Annotated in this window: 23 protein-coding genes and 2 tRNA genes; 13 read left to right on the plus strand and 12 right to left on the minus strand. The window is 60.7% G+C overall.

The window, feature by feature from the left end:
• Positions 1-304: SPOR domain-containing protein (locus tag WBB95_RS02610; RefSeq protein ID WP_424486178.1), on the minus strand; the 304-nt coding region annotated here is incomplete at its 3' end.
• Between the two features lie 262 nt (positions 305-566).
• Here WBB95_RS02610 and csrA point away from each other — a divergent pair.
• From csrA to WBB95_RS02625, 3 genes are all read left to right on the plus strand, one after another.
• Entirely contained in the window at positions 567-761 is a 195-nt protein-coding gene (gene csrA / locus WBB95_RS02615) for a carbon storage regulator CsrA (RefSeq protein WP_003192511.1), read from the plus strand.
• A 192-nt stretch (positions 762-953) separates the two neighbouring features.
• Positions 954-1,217, plus strand: coding sequence for a hypothetical protein (locus WBB95_RS02620; RefSeq protein WP_424486158.1), 264 nt, complete (start codon positions 954-956; stop codon positions 1,215-1,217).
• Positions 1,218-1,311: 94 nt separating this feature from the next.
• Positions 1,312-1,593, plus strand: coding sequence for a hypothetical protein (locus tag WBB95_RS02625; RefSeq protein WP_424486159.1), 282 nt, complete (start codon positions 1,312-1,314; stop codon positions 1,591-1,593).
• Positions 1,594-1,627: 34 nt separating this feature from the next.
• On the opposite strand, the gene WBB95_RS02630 is transcribed toward WBB95_RS02625, so the two are convergent.
• Entirely contained in the window at positions 1,628-2,305 is a 678-nt protein-coding gene (locus WBB95_RS02630; RefSeq protein ID WP_424486160.1) for an HAD family hydrolase, read from the minus strand.
• A 218-nt stretch (positions 2,306-2,523) separates the two neighbouring features.
• Between WBB95_RS02630 and WBB95_RS02635 the strand changes: the two genes are divergently transcribed.
• The 4 genes from WBB95_RS02635 (at position 2,524) to WBB95_RS02650 (ending at position 5,777) form a co-directional block, all read left to right on the plus strand.
• Positions 2,524-3,294, plus strand: coding sequence for an alpha/beta fold hydrolase (locus tag WBB95_RS02635; RefSeq protein WP_424486161.1), 771 nt, complete (start codon positions 2,524-2,526; stop codon positions 3,292-3,294).
• Positions 3,295-3,405: 111 nt separating this feature from the next.
• Complete coding sequence (locus tag WBB95_RS02640) at positions 3,406-3,666, plus strand: DUF2790 domain-containing protein (protein WP_424486162.1); 261 nt, start codon at positions 3,406-3,408, stop codon at positions 3,664-3,666.
• Positions 3,667-3,708: 42 nt separating this feature from the next.
• On the plus strand, positions 3,709-4,380 hold the full coding sequence (locus tag WBB95_RS02645; protein ID WP_424486163.1) for a heavy metal response regulator transcription factor: 672 nt from the start codon (positions 3,709-3,711) through the stop codon (positions 4,378-4,380).
• Positions 4,377-5,777, plus strand: a complete 1,401-nt coding sequence (locus WBB95_RS02650) for a heavy metal sensor histidine kinase (protein ID WP_424486164.1) — start codon at positions 4,377-4,379, stop codon at positions 5,775-5,777. Before WBB95_RS02645 ends, WBB95_RS02650 begins: the two co-directional genes overlap by 4 nt.
• A gap of 88 nt (positions 5,778-5,865) precedes the next feature.
• Here WBB95_RS02650 and pcp read toward each other — a convergent pair whose 3' ends face one another.
• The 6 genes from pcp to WBB95_RS02680 form a co-directional block, all read right to left on the minus strand.
• Positions 5,866-6,507 (minus strand): pyroglutamyl-peptidase I, encoded by a 642-nt coding sequence (gene pcp, locus WBB95_RS02655; protein ID WP_424486165.1) that lies wholly within the window; start codon positions 6,505-6,507, stop codon positions 5,866-5,868.
• A 7-nt stretch (positions 6,508-6,514) separates the two neighbouring features.
• Positions 6,515-7,465, minus strand: coding sequence for a DUF979 domain-containing protein (locus WBB95_RS02660; RefSeq protein ID WP_424486166.1), 951 nt, complete (start codon positions 7,463-7,465; stop codon positions 6,515-6,517).
• Complete coding sequence (locus tag WBB95_RS02665) at positions 7,462-8,178, minus strand: DUF969 domain-containing protein (RefSeq protein WP_424486167.1); 717 nt, start codon at positions 8,176-8,178, stop codon at positions 7,462-7,464. Before WBB95_RS02665 ends, WBB95_RS02660 begins: the two co-directional genes overlap by 4 nt.
• Before the next feature lie 250 nt (positions 8,179-8,428).
• Positions 8,429-9,187, minus strand: a complete 759-nt coding sequence (locus tag WBB95_RS02670; protein WP_424486168.1) for an IclR family transcriptional regulator — start codon at positions 9,185-9,187, stop codon at positions 8,429-8,431.
• Positions 9,188-9,291: 104 nt separating this feature from the next.
• The gene (locus WBB95_RS02675; protein ID WP_424486169.1) at positions 9,292-10,491 is read right to left on the minus strand and encodes a CaiB/BaiF CoA transferase family protein; all 1,200 of its coding nucleotides are present in this window, start codon (positions 10,489-10,491) and stop codon (positions 9,292-9,294) included.
• Positions 10,488-11,429 carry a hydroxymethylglutaryl-CoA lyase gene (locus WBB95_RS02680; RefSeq protein ID WP_424486179.1) on the minus strand — a complete coding sequence of 314 codons (942 nt, stop codon included), beginning with the start codon at positions 11,427-11,429 and terminating at the stop codon, positions 10,488-10,490. Before WBB95_RS02680 ends, WBB95_RS02675 begins: the two co-directional genes overlap by 4 nt.
• Before the next feature lie 269 nt (positions 11,430-11,698).
• On the opposite strand from WBB95_RS02680, the gene WBB95_RS02685 reads away from it, so the two are divergent.
• Positions 11,699-12,985, plus strand: a complete 1,287-nt coding sequence (locus WBB95_RS02685; RefSeq protein ID WP_424486170.1) for a CitMHS family transporter — start codon at positions 11,699-11,701, stop codon at positions 12,983-12,985.
• A 4-nt stretch (positions 12,986-12,989) separates the two neighbouring features.
• Here WBB95_RS02685 and WBB95_RS02690 read toward each other — a convergent pair whose 3' ends face one another.
• Together WBB95_RS02690 and WBB95_RS02695 are read right to left on the minus strand one after the other, a co-directional pair.
• On the minus strand, positions 12,990-13,415 hold the full coding sequence (locus tag WBB95_RS02690; protein ID WP_424486171.1) for a GNAT family N-acetyltransferase: 426 nt from the start codon (positions 13,413-13,415) through the stop codon (positions 12,990-12,992).
• A gap of 46 nt (positions 13,416-13,461) precedes the next feature.
• Complete coding sequence (locus WBB95_RS02695) at positions 13,462-14,664, minus strand: ROK family protein (RefSeq protein WP_424486172.1); 1,203 nt, start codon at positions 14,662-14,664, stop codon at positions 13,462-13,464.
• Between the two features lie 210 nt (positions 14,665-14,874).
• Between WBB95_RS02695 and WBB95_RS02700 the strand changes: the two genes are divergently transcribed.
• The 4 genes from WBB95_RS02700 to WBB95_RS02715 all read left to right on the plus strand — a co-directional run bounded on the left by WBB95_RS02700 (position 14,875) and on the right by WBB95_RS02715 (position 19,837).
• Positions 14,875-16,278: an APC family permease gene (locus tag WBB95_RS02700; RefSeq protein WP_424486173.1), complete on the plus strand. Its 1,404-nt coding sequence runs from the start codon at positions 14,875-14,877 to the stop codon at positions 16,276-16,278.
• Positions 16,279-16,286: 8 nt separating this feature from the next.
• A complete protein-coding gene (locus WBB95_RS02705; RefSeq protein WP_424486174.1) occupies positions 16,287-17,297 on the plus strand; it encodes an ROK family protein in 1,011 nt (336 codons plus the stop codon).
• A 2-nt stretch (positions 17,298-17,299) separates the two neighbouring features.
• A complete protein-coding gene (locus WBB95_RS02710) occupies positions 17,300-18,331 on the plus strand; it encodes an SIS domain-containing protein (RefSeq protein ID WP_424486175.1) in 1,032 nt (343 codons plus the stop codon).
• 87 nt (positions 18,332-18,418) lie between these two features.
• Positions 18,419-19,837 carry a DHA2 family efflux MFS transporter permease subunit gene (locus WBB95_RS02715; RefSeq protein WP_424486176.1) on the plus strand — a complete coding sequence of 473 codons (1,419 nt, stop codon included), beginning with the start codon at positions 18,419-18,421 and terminating at the stop codon, positions 19,835-19,837.
• 321 nt (positions 19,838-20,158) lie between these two features.
• Here the strand turns inward: WBB95_RS02715 and WBB95_RS02720 are convergent.
• Positions 20,159-20,235: transfer RNA gene (locus tag WBB95_RS02720), tRNA-Val, on the minus strand.
• Positions 20,236-20,419: 184 nt separating this feature from the next.
• Between WBB95_RS02720 and WBB95_RS02725 the strand changes: the two genes are divergently transcribed.
• On the plus strand, positions 20,420-21,703 hold the full coding sequence (locus tag WBB95_RS02725) for an NAD(P)/FAD-dependent oxidoreductase (protein WP_424486177.1): 1,284 nt from the start codon (positions 20,420-20,422) through the stop codon (positions 21,701-21,703).
• Between the two features lie 179 nt (positions 21,704-21,882).
• On the opposite strand, the gene WBB95_RS02730 is transcribed toward WBB95_RS02725, so the two are convergent.
• Positions 21,883-21,959, minus strand: a tRNA-Asp gene (locus WBB95_RS02730).
• Between the last annotated feature and the right edge of the window lie 179 nt (positions 21,960-22,138).

The raw sequence follows: 22,138 nt of genomic DNA on the forward strand, positions 1-22,138 counted from the left end.
GTTTTTCGGTCAGTTGCGCCTGTTTGGCCTCAGCCTCGGCCTTACTGGCGAACGGCCCGAGTAGCACCTCGTCCTTGCCATCGACTTTCACGATATAAAAATTGAAACCATGTTCCAGCAACCAGGCGGTCAGGTCGGTAAGCGCCTGCAGCTTGTGGTCCGGCGGACCGACCCAGACGTCCCATTCCTGGGCGGCAATCGCGCCGGTTTGTGGCTGGCTTTCGGTCACGGCAGGCTTGGCCTTGGGGGTATCGACAGGTTTACCTTCACCGCAACCGGTCAATGCCAACACCGCAATTGCCATCGCTACTTTACGCACTGCCCTGCTCCTTTAAGGATAAAGAGGCAACTTTATCATTCACTGTCTATTCTGGCCGTCATAAACCTTGGCTTAAACAATGCGAATGATGTATCGCAGACCTGTATGATGCCGCCATGGGAATTAATGCCGCCTCTATGCGTCCTAAAAGAGGCAGTCACAGGGAAGCGCTTAGCAGTAAGCTACACACATCCGACATCTGCCCTGTCTGAAACATGTGTCCTTAAAAGTAATCAAGGAGAAGTCCATGCTTATACTCACCCGCAAAGTCGGTGAAAGCATAAACATCGGTGATGACATTACGATCACCATCCTGGGCGTCAGCGGCCAGCAAGTACGAATCGGCATCAACGCACCCAAGGACGTTGCCGTGCATCGCGAGGAGATTTACCAGCGTATCCAGGCGGGCCTGACTGCTCCAGATAAAAACCAGACGCCTTGAAGCACTCCCAGTAGCCAGCCCTTTCGTTCACTGTGACGGCTGGCGAAAACCTTCTTGACCTGCCCGCGCTTTCTTGCGCCCTCAGCTTCACCGCAAGATGAAACTGTCTTGATGTCTGGAACTTGTGACTCAATCCGTAGCCGAATCTCCTGACTATTACCTTGCCATCCGAGCAAATTCGGGAGCACGTCGATGAGGCCAACGATTAGGCAACCCCTTGTGTCCAGATCCTGGATGATCGCCCTGTTTATCGGGATGGTCTTCGTGGCGGTGGGTTACGGCCTGAAATTCGAAATTGAAGACGTCAGCGACCCCAGCAAGCGTTCCTGGCTGGACCTGGCGCTGTTTCTATGCGGCTACCTTTTTGTGTTCTGCCTCAAGCCGATCCAGAAAGCCGTTTTACGCAGATTATGCCAGCGCGCCGACCACCGTACCCATCATAAAACCGTACGATGAATCCGTTGTGTCGGCTATCTGATCATCGGTATTTACAGTGGCGTAGCACGACCTATGCTTGGGCTTGAACGCTCAGAGAAAGGCGCTAACGCGGATGGACAGCCTCAGTAAATCCGAAATCGAGTCAGCGTTGGCGGCCCGCCTGCCCAGCTACAGTGTGACCTGCACGCTGCACGCCGACGGTACGCTATCCGCCATTCTCAGTGGCCCGGAAACCGACCATTTTGCAATCACCGGGATCGTTCGCGCGCACTATCACGGCGCGGAGGCTATTGCCCGACTCGCCAACGAAATACTCAGAGAAATGGTGCTGTCGCGCCAGGGCATCAGAAGCGGCCGGTCGCAAGCCTCCTCCGCCCCATCCCATGGCAAGTGAGACCGGGGCCGGCAAAGGCTTCGGTCGCTTTTCATCACCGCGCCAGGTTTTGTACCTGCAGAAAACCCTCGGCATCGCGCTGCACCTGCAACGCTTCATACCCTTCAATGCACGCATGGGCCGTTACCAAGGGCGTCAGATGCGTCGAGGTTACGACCATCACGTCCGCCCCTGCGGCCTCCCCGGCTCGAATCCCCACCGTCGCATCCTCGAACACCAGACAGTCCTGCACCGGTACACCCAAACGCTGCGCACCCAGCACATAACAGGCCGGATCGGGTTTGCCGCTGGCCACGTCTTCGGCGGTAACCAGCACCGCCGGCGGGGCAATGCCCGCGGCTTGCAGGCGACGCAACGCCAACTCCCTCGGGGCAGAGGTCACCAGCGCCCACTGATCGCCGGGTAATTGCTTCAAGAATTCGACGGCGCCGGCAATCGCCACAATGCCCTCGACATCATTGATCTCCGCCTCGGTGATCCATTGCGCCTCACGCTCGGGATCGACACCGGGTAACGCCTGGCGAGTGATGGTGTCGATTGCCCGGGCACCGTGAATGGTCTTCAGGAACGCTGCCACATTCAGGCCATGGCGTTCGGCCCAGGTACTCCATACGCGCTCGGCGGCGGCAATCGAGTTGAGCAAAGTCCCGTCCATGTCGAACAGAAAAGCGCGGTAACGCTGGGCAAATACGGCTGAACCTCGGATGGACACGGCTGGGCTTCCCTTTTAGTCGGTAAAAAATGCTGACCCCGATGCAATCTACGGATCACTCCCCCACTTGTAAACGCTGGGGGACGGCTCCCCGTGACATTGCATTACAACCTTGTAATGAAGCTGTCAGTCTTGTCAGCACCCTCACTTCATACAGTGGAGTCGTCAGTCACCCACACCGGTTGACGCCACTTCCTACTGATGAAAAGGGTCCACCCATGAAACCTGCAAGCAAACTCTGCCTGATTGCCGCCAGCCTGTTGATGCTCGGCACCGGCACCGCAATGGCCGGCACCGTCGCACCGGTCAAAGCCAACAACGTGGTGCTGGTGCACGGCTCATGGGCTGACGGCTCAAGCTGGTCCGAAGTGATTACCCGCCTCCAGGCCGCCGGCCTGCACGTCACCGCCGTACAAAACCCGCTGACCTCGGTAGCAGATGACGTCGCCGCGACCAATCGCGTGCTCGACCAACAGGACGGTCCTACCGTGCTGGTCGGCCATTCCTACGCCGGCACCGTGGTGAGCGACGCAGGGGTCAACCCGAAAGTCAGCTCGCTGGTGTACGTCGCCGCCCGCGCGCCGGATGCCAACGAAGACTTCGTCGCCCTCTCGGCCAAGTACCCGACCATGCCGGTGCGTTCCGGCGTCGAAGACCACGACGGCTACCTCACCCTGAGCCAGGACGCCTTCCTCAAGTATTTCGCCGCGGATGTGCCGCACGCCAAGGCCCTGGAGCTGTACGCCGTGCAGCAACCGATCACCAAGACCTTGTTCAGCGGCCGCACCGTGAACGCCGCCTGGCACACCAAGCCGTCGTGGTACGCCGTGTCGAGCAATGACCAGACGATCAACCCGGACCTGGAACGCTTCCTCGCCAAGCGCATGAACGCCACCACGATCGAGCTGCCTTCAAGCCACTTGTCTCTGGTGTCCCACGCCAAGGAAATCACCGACCTGATCCTCGAAGCGTCCGGTCGCCAGCCTTAATCCGTTCATTACGAACTTGTCATGATCCTGTTGGTTGGCTGTTTGCGGCGCCTGGTTACTGTGAACTCACTGCCACGACCCGGCAGCCAACCCTTAAAGAGAGATACCGCCATGAAACTGTTTGCCCTCGGCTTTGCTGCTTTACTCGCCACCGGCTCGGTGTTTGCTGCCGACACGGCCCCTGCCGCCAATGTTATCCACGACAAGACCGGCTTCTTCGTACACTTGGATGTCGACAAAGTGCTGGCGAGCACCGACACCTACGGCCAATGCGGCATCGTTCCGGCCCGCCTCGACTACCTCGACCATCAAGGCCGTGAACATGTGCTGGACTACCAGGTACAAGGCATCGGTTGCGCCAGTGACAATTGATCGGGCTACACTGGCGCCACGCACAGAACCAGGGCACTTCCCATGAACATTCTCGTAGTCGAAGACGAACCCAAGGCCGGCAATTACCTGCTCAACGGCCTGCAGGAACTGGGCTACTCGGTCAGCCTCGCCCGTGACGGCGTGGACGGGTTGCACCTGGCACTGGAAACGCCGTTCGACGTGATCGTGCTGGATGTCATGATGCCGAAAATGGACGGTTGGGAAGTGCTGCGCCGGCTGCGCAAAGAAGCCGACACGCCGGTGCTGTTTCTCACCGCCCGTGATGACATTGCCGACCGCATCAAGGGCCTGGAACTGGGCGCTGATGACTACCTGATAAAACCCTTCTCCTTCGCCGAGCTGGTCGCGCGCTTGCGTACCCTGACCCGTCGAGGCCCTAGCCGCGAAGAAGAACAACTGCAGATCGCCGACCTGCAAATCGACGTCCTGAAACGCCGGGTCACCCGCGGCGGTACACGCATCACCCTGACCAACAAAGAATTCGCGCTGCTGCACCTGTTCGCTACTCATCAGGACCAAGTGCTGTCACGCTCGATGATTGCCTCGCGGGTATGGGACATGAACTTTGACAGCGACACCAATGTGGTGGACGTGGCCGTTCGGCGCCTGCGCCTTAAAATCGACGACCCGTTCCAGCTCAAGCTGATCCACAGCGTGCGGGGCATCGGCTACCGCTTCGATACCCAGCCATGAGCCATCGCCGCCATTACTCACTGACCCTGCGCCTGGCGCTGATCTTCGCCCTGCTCGCCTTCGCCTTGCTGGCCACACTGGGCGTTGCGCTGTACCGCGAGCTGGAGCGCGAGCTGATCAAGCGTGACGACGCGGCGCTGATCTATCGCGCAGACCAGTTACGCAATTTGCTCAATGACAGCAACACCCTTGACCTGATCAAGACCAAGCCTGAGTTGTTTCGAAACATGCTGGGCAACAGCGAGTCGGTGCTGAGCATCGCGGCGCCCGGGCAGAAGCCGTTGCTGCTGGTCAACCCGGGCAATATTGAAATGCCGTCGGTAACGCCCGTTCCAAAAAACCAGGAACTGGGTTTTGCCGATGTGCATCATTTGCCTGGCATCAATGGCGTGCCCTTCGCCACCGTGGCCGCGTCCATCGACTCCGGTGACCTGGGCAGCCTGCAGGTCACCACCGGGCGCCTGATGACTGAGCGCACCGCCATGCTGGCCAGCTATCGCTTAAGCGTGTTCATTCTGGCCAGCATTGCCGCCCTCATTCTCGCCGCGGTCGGCTACCTGCTGGTACACCGCGGGCTGGTGCCATTACGGCGTTTGGCCAGGCACGCCCAAGGCATTGGTGTCGGCAACCTGGCCGAACGTCTGGACAGCCACGGCGCGCCAAAAGAGCTGCTGCCGATGATCGACTCGTTCAACACCATGCTCGAACGCCTGGCCAAAGGGTTTGTGCAACTGGGCCAGGTGTCCACCGACATGGCCCATGAACTGCGCACACCCATCAACAACCTGCTGGGGGAAACCCAGGTCGCCCTGCAACAAAGTCGCAGCATCGAGAGCTATCAGCACCTGCTGGCGTCCAACGTCGAAGAACTCGAACGCCTGGCGCGAATGCTCGACAACATGCTGTTCCTCGCCCGCACCGACCCGGCCAGCGCCCTGCGCCAACGCCAGGCGCTGAGCGCGGCGGATGAAGTGGAGCGTATGGCCGACTACTTCGAAGGGCTGGCGAGCGATGTGGATATGCGCATTCTCGCCCAGGGCGAAGGCGTGATCTGGGCCGAACCGATGCTGCTGCGCCGCGCGTTGGCCAATCTGTGCGCCAACGCCATCAAGTATGGCGCGCCGCATTCAGAGCTGGTGATTCAGGCGGTTCCGGACGCCGAAGGTCTGACCCTAAGCGTGAGCAACCAGGGAACAACCATTGCCGCGCAGCATTTACCAAGGTTGTTCGAGCGGTTTTACCGCGTCGACGAATCCCGCGAACGTTCCGCGCAGTCCAACGGGCTGGGCCTCTCGATTGTGGCGACCATCATGCAGTTGCATAACGGCCGGTACAGCGTCACCAGTGAGCAGGACGTGACGTGTTTCACGTTGTTCTTTCCACGGCGCGAAGACTGAAAGGTTGGGTGTATTGGAAAAGGGCCTGGCCTGCGCCATTACCTTCGGCCTGACCCGGTTGCTGAGCGGCTGAATCACGCCCGGCAGGTCAGCTGACCTGCCCGCCGACCTCAACCGCGTCCACCCGGGTTTGCCACGCTGCCCCTATCGCCACGCGCAAACCGTCAACCAAGGTCGCCAATGGCATTGACGGCAGCCCGGAGTCCACTACCTGTTCCGGCAGGTACGGCACATGCACAAAACCACTGCGCACACCCGTCCCCTCCAGCGCCTGTTGCAATAGATAGAACACTTGGTTGCACACGAATGTACCCGCGGTTTGCGAAACCGACGCCGCTATCCCCGCTTCACGCACCGCCCCGACCATCGCCTTGATCGGCAAGGTACTGAAATAAGCCGCCGGCCCGCCGACCACAACAGCGGTATCGATGGGTTGTTCGCCCAGGTTATCGGGAATACGTGCGTCGTTGACGTTGATCGCCACCCGCTCGACGCAAATGTCGCTGCGCCCAGGCCCAAGGCCCGTGGCTATCACCATCGCAGGTTGTAATTCATCGATCATCTGCGCCAGGCACGCGCCCACCGTGGAAAACGCGCAGGGCAGCTGGCGCGCAATAATCTGCACGCCCTCGCCCAGCTGCACACCATTCAACTGGCGCGCGGCCTCCCAGGAAGGGTTGATCGGGTCTTGATCAAAGGGCTCGAAGCCCGTCAGCAGTACGGTTTGCATCTTGGCCTCACATCAGCAGGTAAAGCAGGACAATGTTGACCACCAGCATCATCAGCGCGGTCGGCAGTTGAGCCTTGATGACCGCGTTTTTGTCCGGCAGCTCCAGTAATGCCGCCGGGACGATATTGAAGTTTGCCGCCATGGGGGTCATCAGCGTACCGCAGTAGCCGGAGAACATGCCGATCGCCGCCATCACCGCCGGGTTGCCGCCGTAGATACCCACCAGCACGGGTACGCCGACACCGCCAGTCATGACCGGAAAGGCGGCGAAGCCGTTACCCATGATCACGGTGAACAGCGCCATCCCCAACACATACACCATGACGGCCACCAACTTGAAATCCAGGTTGATGTAAGTGGTGGTGACGTGGGCGACGGCCGTCCCAACGCCCGCCTCGTTGAACAATAGCCCGAGCATCGCCAGCATCTGCGGCAGTACCATCGCCCAGCCCAGGGCTTCGGTGAGGCGTCGAGATTCGCGCAAGGCTTGCAGCGGCGTATCGCGGGTCAGCCAGCAGGCCAGGCCGAGGGCGATCAGGCAACCGATGCCCAACGAAACGAAAGTGGTATTTTTCGGGTCCAGCAGCGGCACGCCACCGATCTCGGTGTGCTTGAGCAACACCGAACCGATCACCGTGGTCAGCGGGATGGCCAACGCCGGAATAAACAGTTTGTGGCCGAGGCGCCCCGCACTGGCACGCGCGGCCTTGTCATGCAGCTGGCCATGGGTTCCACGGCCTACACCGCCAAACCCTGCAATCAGCGCCATCACCACAACGCCCGCGCCGATGGCCACTGACGGTAAACGCTCGCCCACCAGGAACGGAATCGCGAACAGCAACCAGAACAGCGCCGTGGACCAGCGCTTGGGGTGCGTGCGATCCAACAGGATCATGCCCGCCGTGATCAGCAGCAAAACGCCGGCAAGCCAGTAGAGGTATTCAATCGAGATAATCATTGCGCTGCCTCCACCGGAGCGGCGGTGCCGGCCATTTCGCGGGTCAGCCGTCGATCAAAGCGGTGCAGGCGGATCGCGTGGATGATAAAGGCGCAAATCGCCGTCGGAATGCCCCACACCGCGATGTGCAAGGGTTCCACATCAATCCCCGAACCCAGCAAGAACGTGTGCATCAGCGCGATTGCGCCAAAGGCGACAAAAATGTCTTCACCAAAAAACAGCCCGACGTTATCGGTCGCCGCACACATGGCCAGCACCTTGTGGCGCAACGCGTCCGGCAATTTGCCGTAGCGCTTTTCAGCCGCACCTTCGGCCATCGGCGCCAGCAGCGGCCGCACCATTTGCGGGTGCCCGCCCAGGCTGGTCAGCCCCATGGCCGCCGTGGTTTCGCGCACAAACAAGTACATGATCAACAGGCGCCCGACCGTGGCTCGTTCGAAACGCGCGATCCAGTTCTGCGCATGCAGGCGCAGGCCATGGCGCTCCAGCAGGCCAATGACCGCCAGGGGCAATAACAGGATCAATTGCAGGGCGCGGGTCTGAAGGAAGCCTTCGCCCATGCTGGCGAGAATTTTTTCCAGCGGGAAATGGGCAGCAAGCCCGGTGGCGATAGCGGCTGCAGTAACCACCAACAGCGGATTGAAGCGCAAGACGAAGCCAACCACGATGACAAGTACGCCGATCAACGGCCATAGGTTCACAACAGTTTGCATGACGATGAGGTCCTTGAATGCGCGCTGCGGCGCCATTACAGCAGGATGTGAACAAAGGGTTCACAGCATGAAAGTAGCGTGCAGCCCGGCGCGGTTTTTATTGTTGACCCGGAAGGTCGAGCGTCAGTGGCGGCAACTTTGCTGCTTGGGGGCGGGAGGTGTCCAACAAGAAAAATTGTTGCTGCGAACCAATAAATTTTGTCGGTGATGGGCACCGGATGATCCGGCACGCCACCCGACGATTCAATGCTTACGGATTGAGCTTTTCCAGGGCCATACGCAACTCGGCCGCATTGCCACCCAGCGCACTCGTAGCGATTGCCGCATTGCGCAGCAGGATCGAGGCCGCGTGGGGAATATGTTCCTTGAGCAAGCGATCGGATGGTCCCGACAGCGTCAGTGCGCCTTTCAACTCGCCGCCCATGGCGAACACCGGGACCGAGACCGCCGTGGTTTCCGGGTCGCGCTCACCCACCGAGCACGCCCACAGCTGTTCACGCTCCAGCCCGAGTGCCGCATCGCCCTGCCGCGAAAAGGCCCGCAGCACCTTGCCGGACGCACCGGCATGCAAGGGAAAGCGCGCACCCTCCAGCACCGAAACACGCACCGCCCGCTTGGGTTCAACCCGAAACAGGACCACCCGGCTGCCATTTTCGTACACATAGAAGGAGGATGTTTCACCGCTCTCCTCGGTAATTGCTTCCAGCAACGGATGAATCACATCCCGCAGCCGGAACGAGGCCTGGTACAACTGCGACAGCCGCAACGGCTCCGGCCCGACGGAGTATTGGCCGTCACTCAAACGCCGCACAAACCCGGCTTTTTCCAGGGACGTGATCAGACGCAGGATGGTGCTTTTGTACAGGCCCGTGCGCCGCGCTATCTCCGCCAGGCTCAAGCTTTCCTGATCGAAAGCACCAAGAATGGCGAAGGCACGGTCAACCGCGGCGACGCCACCTTCGGCGGGCGCGGGTTGTTCGGGAAGGCTGTTCCGGGGTTCGTTACTCATGACCACTCATTGTGTTTTCATCGCCCGCGAAACCGGCGGCGTCATGCCGTCCGGGGGCGCGCGGGTCGCGCTAAGTGGTCGTAACATACCCTTTTTCCCGAGGCCTAGCGAACCACGCCACGTTCGCGCAGGCTGTCGACCTCGCCTGCGTTGTAACCCAACTGCTCAAGCAGTTCGTGAGAGTGGCTGCCCAATGGCGGCACATTCAAGCGTGTATCAAAGCGTCGGCCGTTCATTTCGAAGGGCAGCATCGGCACCTTGACCGTCTCCCCATTGTCGAGGGTCAAGTGCGCCAGGCCGCCGGATTCATTCAAGTGCACGTCGTCAAACAAATCCTCAGGGCGCTGGATCGGCGAGAACGGCAGGCCCGCCTGCTCACACATCGCCATGACTACCGCCTTGCTCAGGCTCGCCAGCCGCTCGCGCACCTGCGGCAGGATCTGCGCACGGGCATGCACCCTTTGGGTGTTGCGAGCAAAGTGCGGATCGCAGCCCAACTGCGCGAAGCCAAAAACCTCGCAGAAAGCCTGCCACTGGCTGTCGCTGACCACGCCCATAAACACTTGCTGATCGTCAGCCGTATTGAACACATCGTAGATCGCCCACGCTGACAGGCGGCTGGGCATCGGTGCGGCTGCCTTGCCGGTAGTCGCCATTTGCATCATGTGCTGGCCAACCAGGAACGCCGAATTCTCGAACAGCCCGGTCTGGACAAACTGGCCCTCCCCCGTCGCATTGCGTTGCCACAGCGCGGCAAGGATCGAGATGGCGCTGAACATGCCGCCCATCACGTCATTCACCGACGCCCCGGCGCGCAACGGTCGCCCTTCGGGGCCGGTCATGTAGGCGAGCCCGGACATCATTTGCACCACTTCATCCAACGCCGTGCGGTGCTCGTAAGGGCCAGGCAAAAAACCTTTCATCGAGCTGTAGATGATATCGGGCCTGATCGCCTTGACCTGTTCATAACCCAGGCCCAGCTTTTCCATGGCCCCGGGGCGGAAGTTCTCGGTGACGACGTCGGCGCTTTCGATCAGCTTGCGCACCGCAGCCATGCCGTCCTCAGTTTTGATATCGACGGCAAAGCTTTTCTTGTTGCGGTTGTAAGTCATCCAGTAACCGGCGCCCGAACCGGTCAGGCGCCGTGTGTTATCGCCCTCAGCCACCGGCTCGACCTTGATCACTTCTGCACCAAGGTCCGCCAGCACCAGCCCGCAGGTCGGGCCCATGACCATGTGCACAAACTCGACTACCCGAATGCCCGCCAGCGGCAAGCCCTGAAGCGTCTGATTCGACGTGCTCATCGCGCGCTCCCGGCGTAGTGAAAGTTCTTGCCCACGCCCGCATCGGGAATAAAGCCGTACAGCGGCTCCCCCGGCAATCCGCGCTTGAGCCATTCGCGCGCGGCCACCAGCTTGTCGATATCCACCCCGGTACGCAGGCCCATGGACTCCAGCAGATACACCAGGTCTTCGGTAACGATATTGCCCGACGCGCCCGGCGCATAAGGACAGCCACCCAAGCCACCCAGCGAGGCGTCAAACGTGGTCACCCCCACATCCAGCGCCGCCAGCACATTCGCCAACCCTTGACCGCGGGTGTTATGGAAATGCGCACTGCCGGCCTTCACACCGATTTCATGCCGCAGGCGTGTGAACAGACGGCGCACCTGCGCCGGGTTTCCATACCCCACCGTGTCCGCGAGGCCAACCTCATCCACACCGAGCTCCGCCATGCGCAAAGCCATGGCAATGACATCGTCTTCCGGCACTTCGCCCTGAATCGTGCAGCCGAACACGGTCGACAAACCGGCCTCGACTTCAACGTGAGGAAAATGCTCGTTACGCAACGCGATCACTGCGCGCACTTCCTCGAACACCTGCACATGGGTCTTGCGGATATTGCTCAGGGAATGGGGCTCGCTGACCGAGACAGGCAGTGTGATTTTCTGCGCACCTGCATCGAATGCGGCCTGCGCACCTTTGAGGTTGGGCACTAACGCGGTGACAAACACGTCCGGACGCTGGCGCAAATGGGCAACCAATTGCGCTGCATCGGCCATTTGCGGCAACAGTTTGGGCGACACGAAAGAACCCGTTTCGATTTCCCTGAGCCCACTGTCTGCCAGGGCTGTCAGCCACTGCATTTTAAGTTCAGTGGGCAGGGTGGTCTTGACGCTTTGCAGGCCATCACGAGGGCCTACCTCACTGATCAGAATGTCGATGTTGTGGTCGGGGGTCATCATCGGGCCTTTCGAAGTCTGTTTGTGTTTGTTCTATCTGACAGAACCATGTTCTGAAATTAATAATGAGCGCGAATATTTTATGTGTCAACGCCAAGCCTGAAATTGGCGGATTAGATCAGGATAAACGAGGTGGGCTTGTCGAATTTCTCTGGCGTCACGGAAAATATCCGGTTGACAGGCCGCAAATTAACCTCGACATTTGTTCTATCAGAAGGCATAGCGTTCTATCTGATAGAACAATAACAAGATCGCCACAAGGAATACCCATGCTGATTTTCCTTAGCTACGCCATGATCGTTTGCTTCATGTACCTGATCATGAGCAAGCGCCTGTCACCCCTGGTAGCGCTGTTACTGGTGCCGATTGTCTTTGGCAGCCTGGCGGGCTTTGCGCCCCAGCTCGGCGGCATGATGTACGACGGCCTGAAGCTGCTCGCGCCCACCGGCATCATGCTGACCTTTGCCATTCTGTATTTCTGCATGATGACCGACGCCGGCCTGTTCAACCCGCTGATCAAAGTGATCCTTCGCCTGGTCAAGGGCGACCCGCGCAAAATCGTGGTGGGCACGGCGGTACTGGGGCTGTGCGTCGGCCTGGATGGCGACGGCGCCACCACTTACATCATCGCCACTGCGGCCTTTTTGCCGCTGTACCGCCTGACCGGCATTCGCCTGCAGGTGATGGCCACCGTGCTGCTCATGGCCATTGGCGTGATGAATATCCTGCCGTGGGGCGGGCCGTTTTCTCGGGCGGCAAGCGCCATGCACGTAGACATTACCCAGCTGTTTATCGCCATGGTGCCGATCATGGTCGCCGGCGGTGCCTGGGTATTGTTTGCGGCATGGTGGCTGGGGCGCATGGAATTTCGCCGTCTCGGCGTGGTGAGCATCAGCGAAGATGAAGTGCTCAAAGGCTATGCCCACGTGCGCCTGAACGACCCGCGTTTTGTATTCAACGTCGTGCTCACGGTTGCGCTGATCACCTGCATGATGATCAACCTGATGCCACTGCCGATTCTGTTTATGATCGCATTTGGCCTGGCGTGCCTGGTGAACTTCCCGTCCCTCAAGCAGCAAAAGGAGGTGATTTCGCGGCACGCCGAAAACGTGCTGGCGGTGAGCCTGCTGATTTTTGCGGCGGGGATTTTCGTCGGCATCATGAGCGGCACGGGCATGGTCAAGGCGATCTCCGACAATCTCATTGCGATACTGCCGCAGCAATCCGGCCCCTATCTGTCGGTCATCACTGCGCTGCTGAGCATGCCGTTTACCTACGTACTGTCCAACGATGCGTTCTACTTCGGGGTGCTGCCGATATGGGCACAGACCGCCGCGCATTACGGCATCGATGGCCAGGAGATGGCGATCGCCTCGCTGATCGGCCAGCCGGTTCACCTGCTCAGCCCGCTGGTGGCATCCACTTATCTGCTATGCGGGCTGCTGGATATCGACTATGGCGACAACCAGCGCGTCTCATTGAAATGGACCGTCGGCACGGTCGGCGTGATGCTGGTGGCCGCGATCGCGATTGGCGCGATCACGGTGATCAACTGAAGGATCAGGCCAGGCGCTTCTGGAAAAAGTGTCGCTGATGCCCCGGCGGGTAATCAGCGATGTGGCCAAACTCGCTGAAACCCAGCTTTTGGTAAAACCCCGGCGCCTGGAAGCTGAAGGTGTCCAGCCAGATCCCGACACACCCTTTTTCCCGGGCCAGGTTTTCAGCGGTGTGCATCAGCCGCGTGCCGGTGCCTTGGGTGCGCATCGAGTCCGGAATGCTCAGCAACTCGATGAACAGCCACCCGTAGGAAATTTTCCCGTAGAGCCCGCCCACCACGGCTTGCGTGGCGGGATCGCGCAGCAGAATACCCACGGTTTCGAAGGCCAGTTCGCCGGTATGGCTGAGGTTATAAGCCCGCAGCGGCTTGAGGATCGCCTCACGCTCCTGCGCCGTCACCTCGAACGACACTTCCATTGCAAACTCCATCACGCGCTCCCTGGTTTGGTTTGATTGGCCGGCCAGTATGCCTGCCCTACTCGGGCTTGAGCAGCGCCTCATAATCCGGGCTGATCTCCGCCAGAATCATCAACGCCGCCGCCCCCAACGCCACCGCATCGTGCCCGGCCGTGCCCATTTGAATGCGTGGGTACTGGCGGTCGGAACGGCTGCTGATGGAACGGCTCAATGGTTCAAGGCGGCTGATGAGCCGAGCGAGTATGGCTTCGGGCAGGAAACCACTGATCAGGATCGTCTGCGGGTCGAGCACCGATTCAAGAATGTTGATGGCTTGGCGCAACGCCGGCGCCGCCTCATCCAGCCAGAGGTCAACGCTGGCATTGAGGGCCGCATCGTTGGCGTCCCATGCGCCCAGGTCATGCTCGGCCGGCAACCCCAAGTGCTCCAGCAAGGCCGCGATGGAAATGTACCGCTCCAGGCAGCCTTGATTGCCGCAGTCACAGGCTTTGCCGCCCGGAATGACGGTCATATGGCCAATTTCGCCGGCATTGTGCCAATGGCCGGAATACAGGCGGTTTTCCAGGTACAGACCGGCGCCCAGGCCACTGCCGATAAACAGGTGCACAAAATTGTTCAAGTCGCTGGCAACGCCATACAGCCGTTCGCCCATGGCGGCGGCGGTGGCGTCGTTTTCAATCAACACCGGCAGGCCAAGCGCCTGCTGCAAGCGCAGCGGGATGTCAGCCGCGTCCCAACCGGACATTGCCGTCGGGCCCACGGCGGTCATGCCTTCGACACTGAACGGGCCGGGCAAGGCAATGCCCACGCCGAGGAATCGCCCACCCGGGCGTTGCTGCTGAAAGCCTTTCACGGTGTCGAGAATCAGCGGCAACGCCTGCTCGAAGGTCGGGTAGCTGACCGCCAGTGTGATCTGGGCAACCGTCTCGCCAAGCAGATCGAGCAGCACACCGATGATGCGGTGCTGTTCAACGTGAAACCCGATCGAATAGCCGCCGTCAGGGTTCAGCGACAGCGGCACCGGCGGCTGGCCACGCCCGCCTTTCTCGGCTGCATGGGCGAGCAGCGCGCCTTCGTCCTGCAGCTCGGTGACGATATTTGAAATGGTCTGCGCGGTGAGCGACGTCAACCGCGTGAGGTCGGCACGGGTCAGCCGCCCGTTCTGGCGGATGGCTTCAAGAATCACCCGCCGGTTGTGCAGCCGGGCGTGCTCGGCGTTGGTGCCGGTGGTGACGGAACGTTTGTTCTGAGGGTTTTTCATGGGCCGATGATCCGCGCTGCCGATTAATTAAATCAAGTTGAATTAATGCTCATGCTGTGGTTTTCTAAGCGCCTCGGTCTCTCGCAGCCACTGCGAACGCCGGTTACGCCCCATAAAAACAATGACGGGTCGACAGCACCCTCGATGGCAAGCAATCCCTTTTCGCAACCTGCCCTCACGCGTCTGTCACTCGAACAAGAGGTCGTCCCCATGAGCACGCTGACACCTGTCGATCCGGATTTGCCCAACGGCAAACGCAAAATCGGCCTATTCCCCGCCATCACCCTGAACATGAGCCAGATGTGCGGCGTGGGCCCGTTTATCACCATTCCGGCCATGATCGTGATCATGGGCGGGCCCCAGGCTTATCTGGGCTGGATCCTCGGCGCGTTGCTGGCCTTGTGTGACGGCCTGGTCTGGGCTGAACTCGGCGCTTCGTTGCCGGGTGCGGGCGGTACCTATGTGTACCTGCGCGAAGCCTTCGGCAAACGCACCGGCAAGTTGCTGCCGTTTTTGTTCGTGTGGACGGCGATGCTGTTTATCCCGCTGATCATGTCCACCGGCATCATCGGCTTCGTGCAGTACCTCACCTGGTTCTGGCCGGACATGAGCCAGACCGCCGGCAACCTGATCGGCCTGGTCGTCATCTGGCTGATCATCGCCATGCTGTGGCGCAAGATCGAGTCCATCGCCAAATTGAGCATCGTGCTGTGGGTGATCATGCTGGTCAGCATCGGCGCGCTGATTGCCGCCGCCCTGTCCAACTTTCATGCCGACCTGGCGTTCACCTTCCCGGAAGGCGCCTTCAACCTGGCCGACAGCGGCTTCTGGTTCGGCATGGCCGGTGGCCTGACCATCGGCATCTATGACTACCTGGGCTATAACACCTCGGCCTACCTGGCCGGTGAAGTCGAGCAACCGGGGCGGGTGATTCCCAAGTCGATCATCCTTTCAATTGTCGGCATCCTGGTGATCTACCTGGTGATGCAAGTCGGCGTGCTCGGCGTGGTCGATTGGCACCGCATGCTTGACCCGGAGTCGGCTGCCTACAAGTCGGTTGCCTCAGTGGTGCTCAGTGAAACCTGGGGCAGTACCGCCGCCGGAATCGTCACTGTGCTGATCCTGATCACCGCCGTCGCCTCGGTATTCGCCGGTTTGCTTGGCGGCTCTCGCGTGCCTTTCGAGGCGGCCAAAGACAAGGTGTTCTTCAACGCGTTCAGCAAAACCCACCCCAAGCACGAGTTTCCGACCTGGGGCATTCTGAGCATGGGCCTGCTGACCTCGGTTGGCTTCATGATCGGGCGCCTCACCGACTTGAACACGCTGATCCAGTTGCTGACCACGGTGATGATCCTGGTGCAGTCGGTGGCGCAGATCGTCTCGTTGCTGGTCCTGCGTAAAACCAAACCGCACCTCGCGCGGCCTTACAAAATGTGGCTTTACCCGGTACCTGCATTCATTGCGCTGCTGGGCTGGGTCTATATCTATATGGCGTCCAACCACAATGCGCCCGGCGCTTACCCGATCCAGTGGTCGTTGGTGTGGGTACTCGCCGGCAGCGTGGCCTATCTGTTCTGGGCGCGGGTTCAACGGCTGTGGCCTTTCAATAAGTGACTGACGCAATGCACGAATTATTCGAACCAACGGGCGCTGCGGCGCCCAGGCAAGGCTTGTTACTGGCGATCGACGTGGGCGGCACCAAGACTCAGGTCGCCTGCTACGACACCGCGCGCCAGCGCATGAACACGCGGATTCTCGCCACCCATGCCGATGGCTTGTCCGGCGCGCCGGCGCTGCAGCGCATCCTCGGCGCCGCACGCGACTGCGTCGCCGAATTCGACAATGCCCACGTGTTGAGCGTCGCGGCGGTATTCCCCGGCGTGGTGCGCGGCCCAACGTTGCTGATGGCGCCCAATACGCCGGGGTTCGAAGGGTTGGACCTGCTGGCGCTGATCGCCGAGTCATTCGACAACGCGTGCATCAGCCTCGATAACGACGTGAAGGCCGGCGCCCTCGCCGAGGTGCGCTGGGGCTCGCTGGCGGGGGTCGACAACGCGATCTACCTGAACCTGGGCACCGGCCTATCGGCAGCGGCGATTGCCAATGGCAAATTGATTCGCGGGCATAACGGCGCGGCCATGGAGATCGGCTACCTGTTGTCGCCCTTCCTTGACCCGGCACACCCTGATCAATGGGCAACCTATCAAAACGGCCACGCGCCGCTGGAGGAGCTGTTTTCCGGTAACGCCCTCAGCCAGTTGGCAGAAGAAATGTTGGGGCACGGGCGACAGCCGCTGGACCTGTTTGCCAGCACTGACACGGGCGTGCGCAGGGCGCTTGAAGTGCGCATCGCCGCCTGCGCCGTGCACATTGCCAACCTCGCAGTGGCACTGGACGTCGAACGCATCACCGTCGGCGGCGGCCTCTACCGCCAGGCCGCACTGCTGGCGCCGATGATCGAACAGTTGATCCAGCGTGCGGTGCCCTTCCCGCCGACCCTCGCGACCGCACATTTCACCCACGACGCGCCGCTGTGGGGCGCCTTCAGCATGGCCATGGACGCCGCCGGGCTGAACGCCGTCGCCCAGCAATTGATCGCTGCAGGCCAATGCATCGACGCTATTGGAGATTGAGCATGTCATTGATGTTGAGTGAAACCCTGTCCATCCCCTCGATTGTGCAACGCATGCTCGACGAGGACAGCGCCGTTCGCGGGCTGAGCCGGCAATGGGCACAATCGCTGCCGGAACTGTTGATCACCGTGGCGCGCGGCAGCTCGGACCATGCCGCGGCGTATTTCAGCTACGCGCTGATGAGCCAGGTCGGCATCCCGAGCCTGTCGATTCCGTTGTCGCTGGTGAGCCTGCAACAACCGCCACTGCGCCTGAAAAACGCCTGGGTCGCAGCCTTTTCCCAGTCCGGCAAAAGCCCGGACTTGATCGACAGCGTGCGCTACCTGCAGCAACGCGGCGCGCAATCGGTGGCGCTGGTGAACACACCCGACTCAGCGCTGGCAGGCGTGAGCGACCATGAGATCCTGCTGCCTGCCGGCCTTGAGCACAGTGTGGCAGCCACCAAAAGCTATGTGGCGATGTTGATGGCCGGCGCCCAAACGGTGGCCAGCCTGGCAGACGCCCTGGCTATCGACAACGGGTTGAGCGTCGCCCTGCGGCAGTTGCCGGAGCAACTGAGTAAAGCTGCCGACGAAGACTGGTCGCCGCTGCTGGACCTGCTCGCGAGCGCCGACAAGATGATCGTGGTCGGGCGCGGTGCAGCTTTGCCGATTGCCCAGGAAGCGGCGCTGAAACTCAAGGAAACCTCCGGCATCCAGGCCGAAGCGTTTTCCAGCGCAGAGGTGCGCCACGGCCCGATGGAAATCATCGAAGAAGGCTACCCCGTGCTGGTCTTCGCCCCCTCCGGCCCGGAGCAACCCGGCACCTTGGCGTTCGCCGAGGAAATGCGCGCCCGAGGCGCCCACGTGCTGGTCGTGGCGCCACGTGGCACAGCATGTGAGGGCTTGCTGCCTGGCGTACCGACGGCGCATCCGTTGCTGGAGCCATTCACCATGATTCAGGGGTTCTATCTGAACGCGGCGCAGTTGGCAGTTGCACGCGGGCGTAACCCTGATCAGCCGAGGTTTTTGCAGAAAGTGACGCAGACCCATTGATGGGTGCGTGCGCGTCCAGGGCTGACCCGGTATCGTCAAGATCGATCGACGCTGAGTGAACAAGGGGCAGCACGGGTGACTTCTGACGTGACATCTACTTCCGGCCTGCACACCCGCCTGATTGCACTGGTGGTCGCCGTGACCTTTTTCATGGAAAACCTCGACGCCACGGTCATCGCCACCGCCCTGCCCACCATGGCGTCTGCCTTTGGGGTCACTGCGGTCGACATGAATATCGGCATCACGGCTTACATCCTGGCCGTGGCGATTTTTATTCCGCTCTCCAGCTGGATCGCCGACCGTCTTGGCGCACGCCGGGTGTTTGCCGCAGCGATCGTCGTCTTCACCCTCGCCTCGCTGCTTTGCGGCATGAGCCAAAGCCTTGAAATGTTTGTGATCGCCCGGGTGCTGCAAGGAATCGGCGGCGCGCTGATGGTGCCAGTGGGGCGCCTGGCGGTCTTGCGTAATACCGACAAAAAAGACCTGGTGAACATGATCGCCGTGATCACGTGGCCCGGCCTGGTCGCGCCGATTCTTGGGCCGTTGGTGGGCGGCCTGATCGTCACGCATGCGTCATGGCCGTGGATCTTCTACATCAACCTCCCACTGGGCGCGCTGGCGCTGGTTGCCGCGCTGTTGCTGGTGCCGAAGGGGCGCGAGGCGAGTGTGCGCAAATTCGATGGCAAGGGGTTTGTACTGCTGGCGAGCGCGTGCGTGGCCCTGCTTGGCGGGCTGGAATGGCTGGGCATCCAGACCAGCGAAACCCTGCTTCCCGGTTTCGCGCTGGTGGCGGCGGGCACATTCTTTGCCGTGTGGGCGGTGCGTCATTGCCGGCGGCATGCCGAACCGTTGCTGCCGCTGCAGACCCTGTCCATCGATACCTTCCGGGTGAGCATTTTCGGCGGCTCGCTCTTTCGCCTCGCCATCAGTGCCCTGCCCTTTTTACTGCCGTTGTTGTTTCAAGTCGGCTTTGGACTGTCGCCGGTGGATGCAGGGCTGCTGGTGCTCGCGGTGTTTGCCGGCAACCTGGCGATGAAGCCGTTCACAACCGCGATCATGCAGCGCTTCGGCTTTCGCACTGTATTGCTGGTGAACGGCGCAATCGGCATCGCGCTGGTCGCGGCGTGCGCCTTGTTCACGGCGCAAACACCGTTCGCGTTGATTGCGGCGGTGCTGTTTGTCGGCGGGCTGTCTCGCTCGATGCAGTTCACTTGCTACAACTCAATTGGCTTTGCAGATGTGCCCAAAGCGCGGATGAGCGAGGCATCGGCACTGTTCAGCATGGCATTCCAACTGGCTATGGGCCTGGGCGTATCGATCGCAGCCTTGCTGCTGCGGGCGTCCATGGCGATGCAAGGACACGAAGCGCACGCGGGCGCCGGAGATTTCCGCGTGGCGTTTGTGGGCGTGGCGCTGCTGGGTCTTGTGGGCTTGATTGACGTGTATCGGCTGCCCGCCGGGGCCGGAGAAAGCGTGCTCAACCGCACCCGAACGACGCAACCGTGAAGAATCCTGTTACAGACCTATACTCAATGAAGCCACTGCGCGTTCCCGCGCAGCGCTAACGGCACTGTTGCCGACAAAGAGGGTAGCCACTATGTACGCCGGACAAATGGGCATGGCGACAACAAACGGTGAGATACGCTGCCAGATGGTGGTTCAAATCATCTGCCTGCTATCGGTGGCTACGCTTTTCTGCTGACGCCTGAGCAAGACCCGATATTGGCGACTTGCGCCAAGGTGGGTGTTTGCCTGAATTGCAGGCAACAAAAAAGGGCCCACCTTTCGGTGAGCCCTTCTAGACCGCCCAGCAGAGCGGATTTTGTTTGGTAGGCGCGATTGGACTCGAACCAACGACCCCCACCATGTCAAGGTGGTGCTCTAACCAACTGAGCTACGTGCCTGCTGTGAGGCGGCATTCTACGGAATTCCGAAGGGGTGTCAACATCTTTTTTGCAGCTAACCCTATGAATATGCGAATTATTTATTCGCGGCGAGCACAGCCGTGATTTTCGGGTGGCTGGCAGCCGATTTTCAACTGAGGTAGGATCGCGGCACTCGTAAAAAATATAAAACAGAGGTTCCAGGATGGCGAACACCCCCTACCCCCAGTCGTATTACGCCGCGTCCGCGAATGCGGTTCCGCCTCGCCCGGTGCTGCAAGGTGAAGTCGAAACGGATGTGTGCGTGATCGGTGCCGGCTACACCGGCCTGTCCAGCGCGCTGTTTCTGCTGGAGCACGGTTTTCGCGTGACGGTACTGGAAGCCGCCAAGGTGGGGTTTGGCGCCTCGGGCCGCAACGGCGGGCAAATCGTCAACAGCTACAGCCGCGACATTGATGTGATCGAGCGCAGCGTCGGCCCCAAACAAGCGCAGTTGCTGGGGGAAATGGCATTCGAAGGCGGCAGGATCATTCGCGAACGCGTCGCCAAGTACCAGATCCAGTGCGACTTGAAGGACGGCGGCGTGTTCGCCGCCCTTAACAGCAAGCACATGGGCCACCTGGAATCGCAGAAACGCCTGTGGGAACGCTACGGCCATACACAACTGGAGCTGCTGGACGAGCGCCGCATCCGCGAAGTGGTGGCCTGTGACAACTATGTCGGCGGCCTGCTGGACATGAGCGGTGGCCACATCCACCCACTCAACCTCGCGCTGGGCGAAGCCGCCGCGGTGGAGTCGCTGGGCGGCACGATCTACGAGCAATCGGCAGCCATACGCATCGAGCGTGGCGCCAACCCGGTGGTGCACACCGCCGAGGGCAAGGTGAGAGCCAAGTTCATCATCGTCGCCGGCAATGCTTACCTGGGCAACCTGGTGCCTGAGCTGGCAGCCAAGTCGATGCCGTGCGGAACGCAAGTCATCACTACGGCGCCGCTGGGGGATGAGCTGGCCAAAACGTTGCTGCCGCAGGACTACTGCGTCGAAGACTGCAACTACTTGCTCGACTACTACCGCCTCACCAGCGACAAGCGCCTGATCTTCGGCGGCGGCGTGGTCTACGGCGCGCGCGACCCGGCCAATATCGAAGCGATCATCCGCCCAAAAATGCTCAAGGCCTTCCCGCAACTCAAGGATGTGAAAATCGACTACGCCTGGACCGGCAATTTCCTGCTGACCCTGTCGCGATTGCCACAGGTGGGACGCCTGGGCGACAACATCTATTACTCCCAAGGCTGCAGCGGCCATGGCGTGACGTACACGCACTTGGCGGGCAAGGTATTGGCCGAAGCGCTGAGAGGCCAGGCAGAGCGTTTTGATGCGTTTGCAGACCTGCCGCACTACCCGTTCCCGGGCGGGCAACTGCTGCGCACACCGTTTGCAGCGCTGGGGGCCTGGTATTACGGCTTGCGGGACACGTTGGGCTTCTGACCCAATTCAAGGGTGGGAGCGGGCTTGCCCTCTTCCACATTGCTTGACCGAAGCGGGCTCGGCACCAAATCGCAGACACAAAAAACCCCGGTCTTTCGACCAGGGTATTTGCTATCGGATCAAAGAGGCTTAACGCTTTCTTTGTGCTTCAAGGCGTTCAGTGGGCCTTGAGGCAGATATGGCGCAGCGGACGGGACTCGAACCCGCGACCCCCGGCGTGACAGGCCGGTATTCTAACCGACTGAACTACCGCTGCGTATCGCTTGACCGGCTGAGCGTAAACCCTCAACCGTCTTTAAACATCTGATCAATCAGCCTTGGCTGTTCAATCTCAGCTCCGACATGTCGGAACTGGAAAATATGGCGCAGCGGACGGGACTCGAACCCGCGACCCCCGGCGTGACAGGCCGGTATTCTAACCGACTGAACTACCGC

Source organism: Pseudomonas sp. (assembly GCF_049645325.1).
Lineage (GTDB): Bacteria > Pseudomonadota > Gammaproteobacteria > Pseudomonadales > Pseudomonadaceae > Aquipseudomonas.

Bases quoted from the DNA above. Each gene is read 5' to 3' on its own strand.
- csrA (WP_003192511.1), top strand. From the start codon at position 567: ATGCTTATACTCACCCGCAAAGTCGGTGAAAGCATAAACATCGGTGAT.
- WBB95_RS02620 (WP_424486158.1), top strand. From the start codon at position 954: ATGAGGCCAACGATTAGGCAACCCCTTGTGTCCAGATCCTGGATGATC.
- WBB95_RS02625 (WP_424486159.1), top strand. From the start codon at position 1,312: ATGGACAGCCTCAGTAAATCCGAAATCGAGTCAGCGTTGGCGGCCCGC.
- WBB95_RS02635 (WP_424486161.1), top strand. From the start codon at position 2,524: ATGAAACCTGCAAGCAAACTCTGCCTGATTGCCGCCAGCCTGTTGATG.
- WBB95_RS02640 (WP_424486162.1), top strand. From the start codon at position 3,406: ATGAAACTGTTTGCCCTCGGCTTTGCTGCTTTACTCGCCACCGGCTCG.
- WBB95_RS02645 (WP_424486163.1), top strand. From the start codon at position 3,709: ATGAACATTCTCGTAGTCGAAGACGAACCCAAGGCCGGCAATTACCTG.
- WBB95_RS02650 (WP_424486164.1), top strand. From the start codon at position 4,377: ATGAGCCATCGCCGCCATTACTCACTGACCCTGCGCCTGGCGCTGATC.
- pcp (WP_424486165.1), bottom strand. From the start codon at position 6,507: ATGCAAACCGTACTGCTGACGGGCTTCGAGCCCTTTGATCAAGACCCG.
- WBB95_RS02660 (WP_424486166.1), bottom strand. From the start codon at position 7,465: ATGATTATCTCGATTGAATACCTCTACTGGCTTGCCGGCGTTTTGCTG.
- WBB95_RS02665 (WP_424486167.1), bottom strand. From the start codon at position 8,178: ATGCAAACTGTTGTGAACCTATGGCCGTTGATCGGCGTACTTGTCATC.
- WBB95_RS02670 (WP_424486168.1), bottom strand. From the start codon at position 9,187: ATGAGTAACGAACCCCGGAACAGCCTTCCCGAACAACCCGCGCCCGCC.
- WBB95_RS02675 (WP_424486169.1), bottom strand. From the start codon at position 10,491: ATGAGCACGTCGAATCAGACGCTTCAGGGCTTGCCGCTGGCGGGCATT.
- WBB95_RS02680 (WP_424486179.1), bottom strand. From the start codon at position 11,429: ATGACCCCCGACCACAACATCGACATTCTGATCAGTGAGGTAGGCCCT.
- WBB95_RS02685 (WP_424486170.1), top strand. From the start codon at position 11,699: ATGCTGATTTTCCTTAGCTACGCCATGATCGTTTGCTTCATGTACCTG.
- WBB95_RS02690 (WP_424486171.1), bottom strand. From the start codon at position 13,415: ATGGAGTTTGCAATGGAAGTGTCGTTCGAGGTGACGGCGCAGGAGCGT.
- WBB95_RS02695 (WP_424486172.1), bottom strand. From the start codon at position 14,664: ATGAAAAACCCTCAGAACAAACGTTCCGTCACCACCGGCACCAACGCC.
- WBB95_RS02700 (WP_424486173.1), top strand. From the start codon at position 14,875: ATGAGCACGCTGACACCTGTCGATCCGGATTTGCCCAACGGCAAACGC.
- WBB95_RS02705 (WP_424486174.1), top strand. From the start codon at position 16,287: ATGCACGAATTATTCGAACCAACGGGCGCTGCGGCGCCCAGGCAAGGC.
- WBB95_RS02710 (WP_424486175.1), top strand. From the start codon at position 17,300: ATGTCATTGATGTTGAGTGAAACCCTGTCCATCCCCTCGATTGTGCAA.
- WBB95_RS02725 (WP_424486177.1), top strand. From the start codon at position 20,420: ATGGCGAACACCCCCTACCCCCAGTCGTATTACGCCGCGTCCGCGAAT.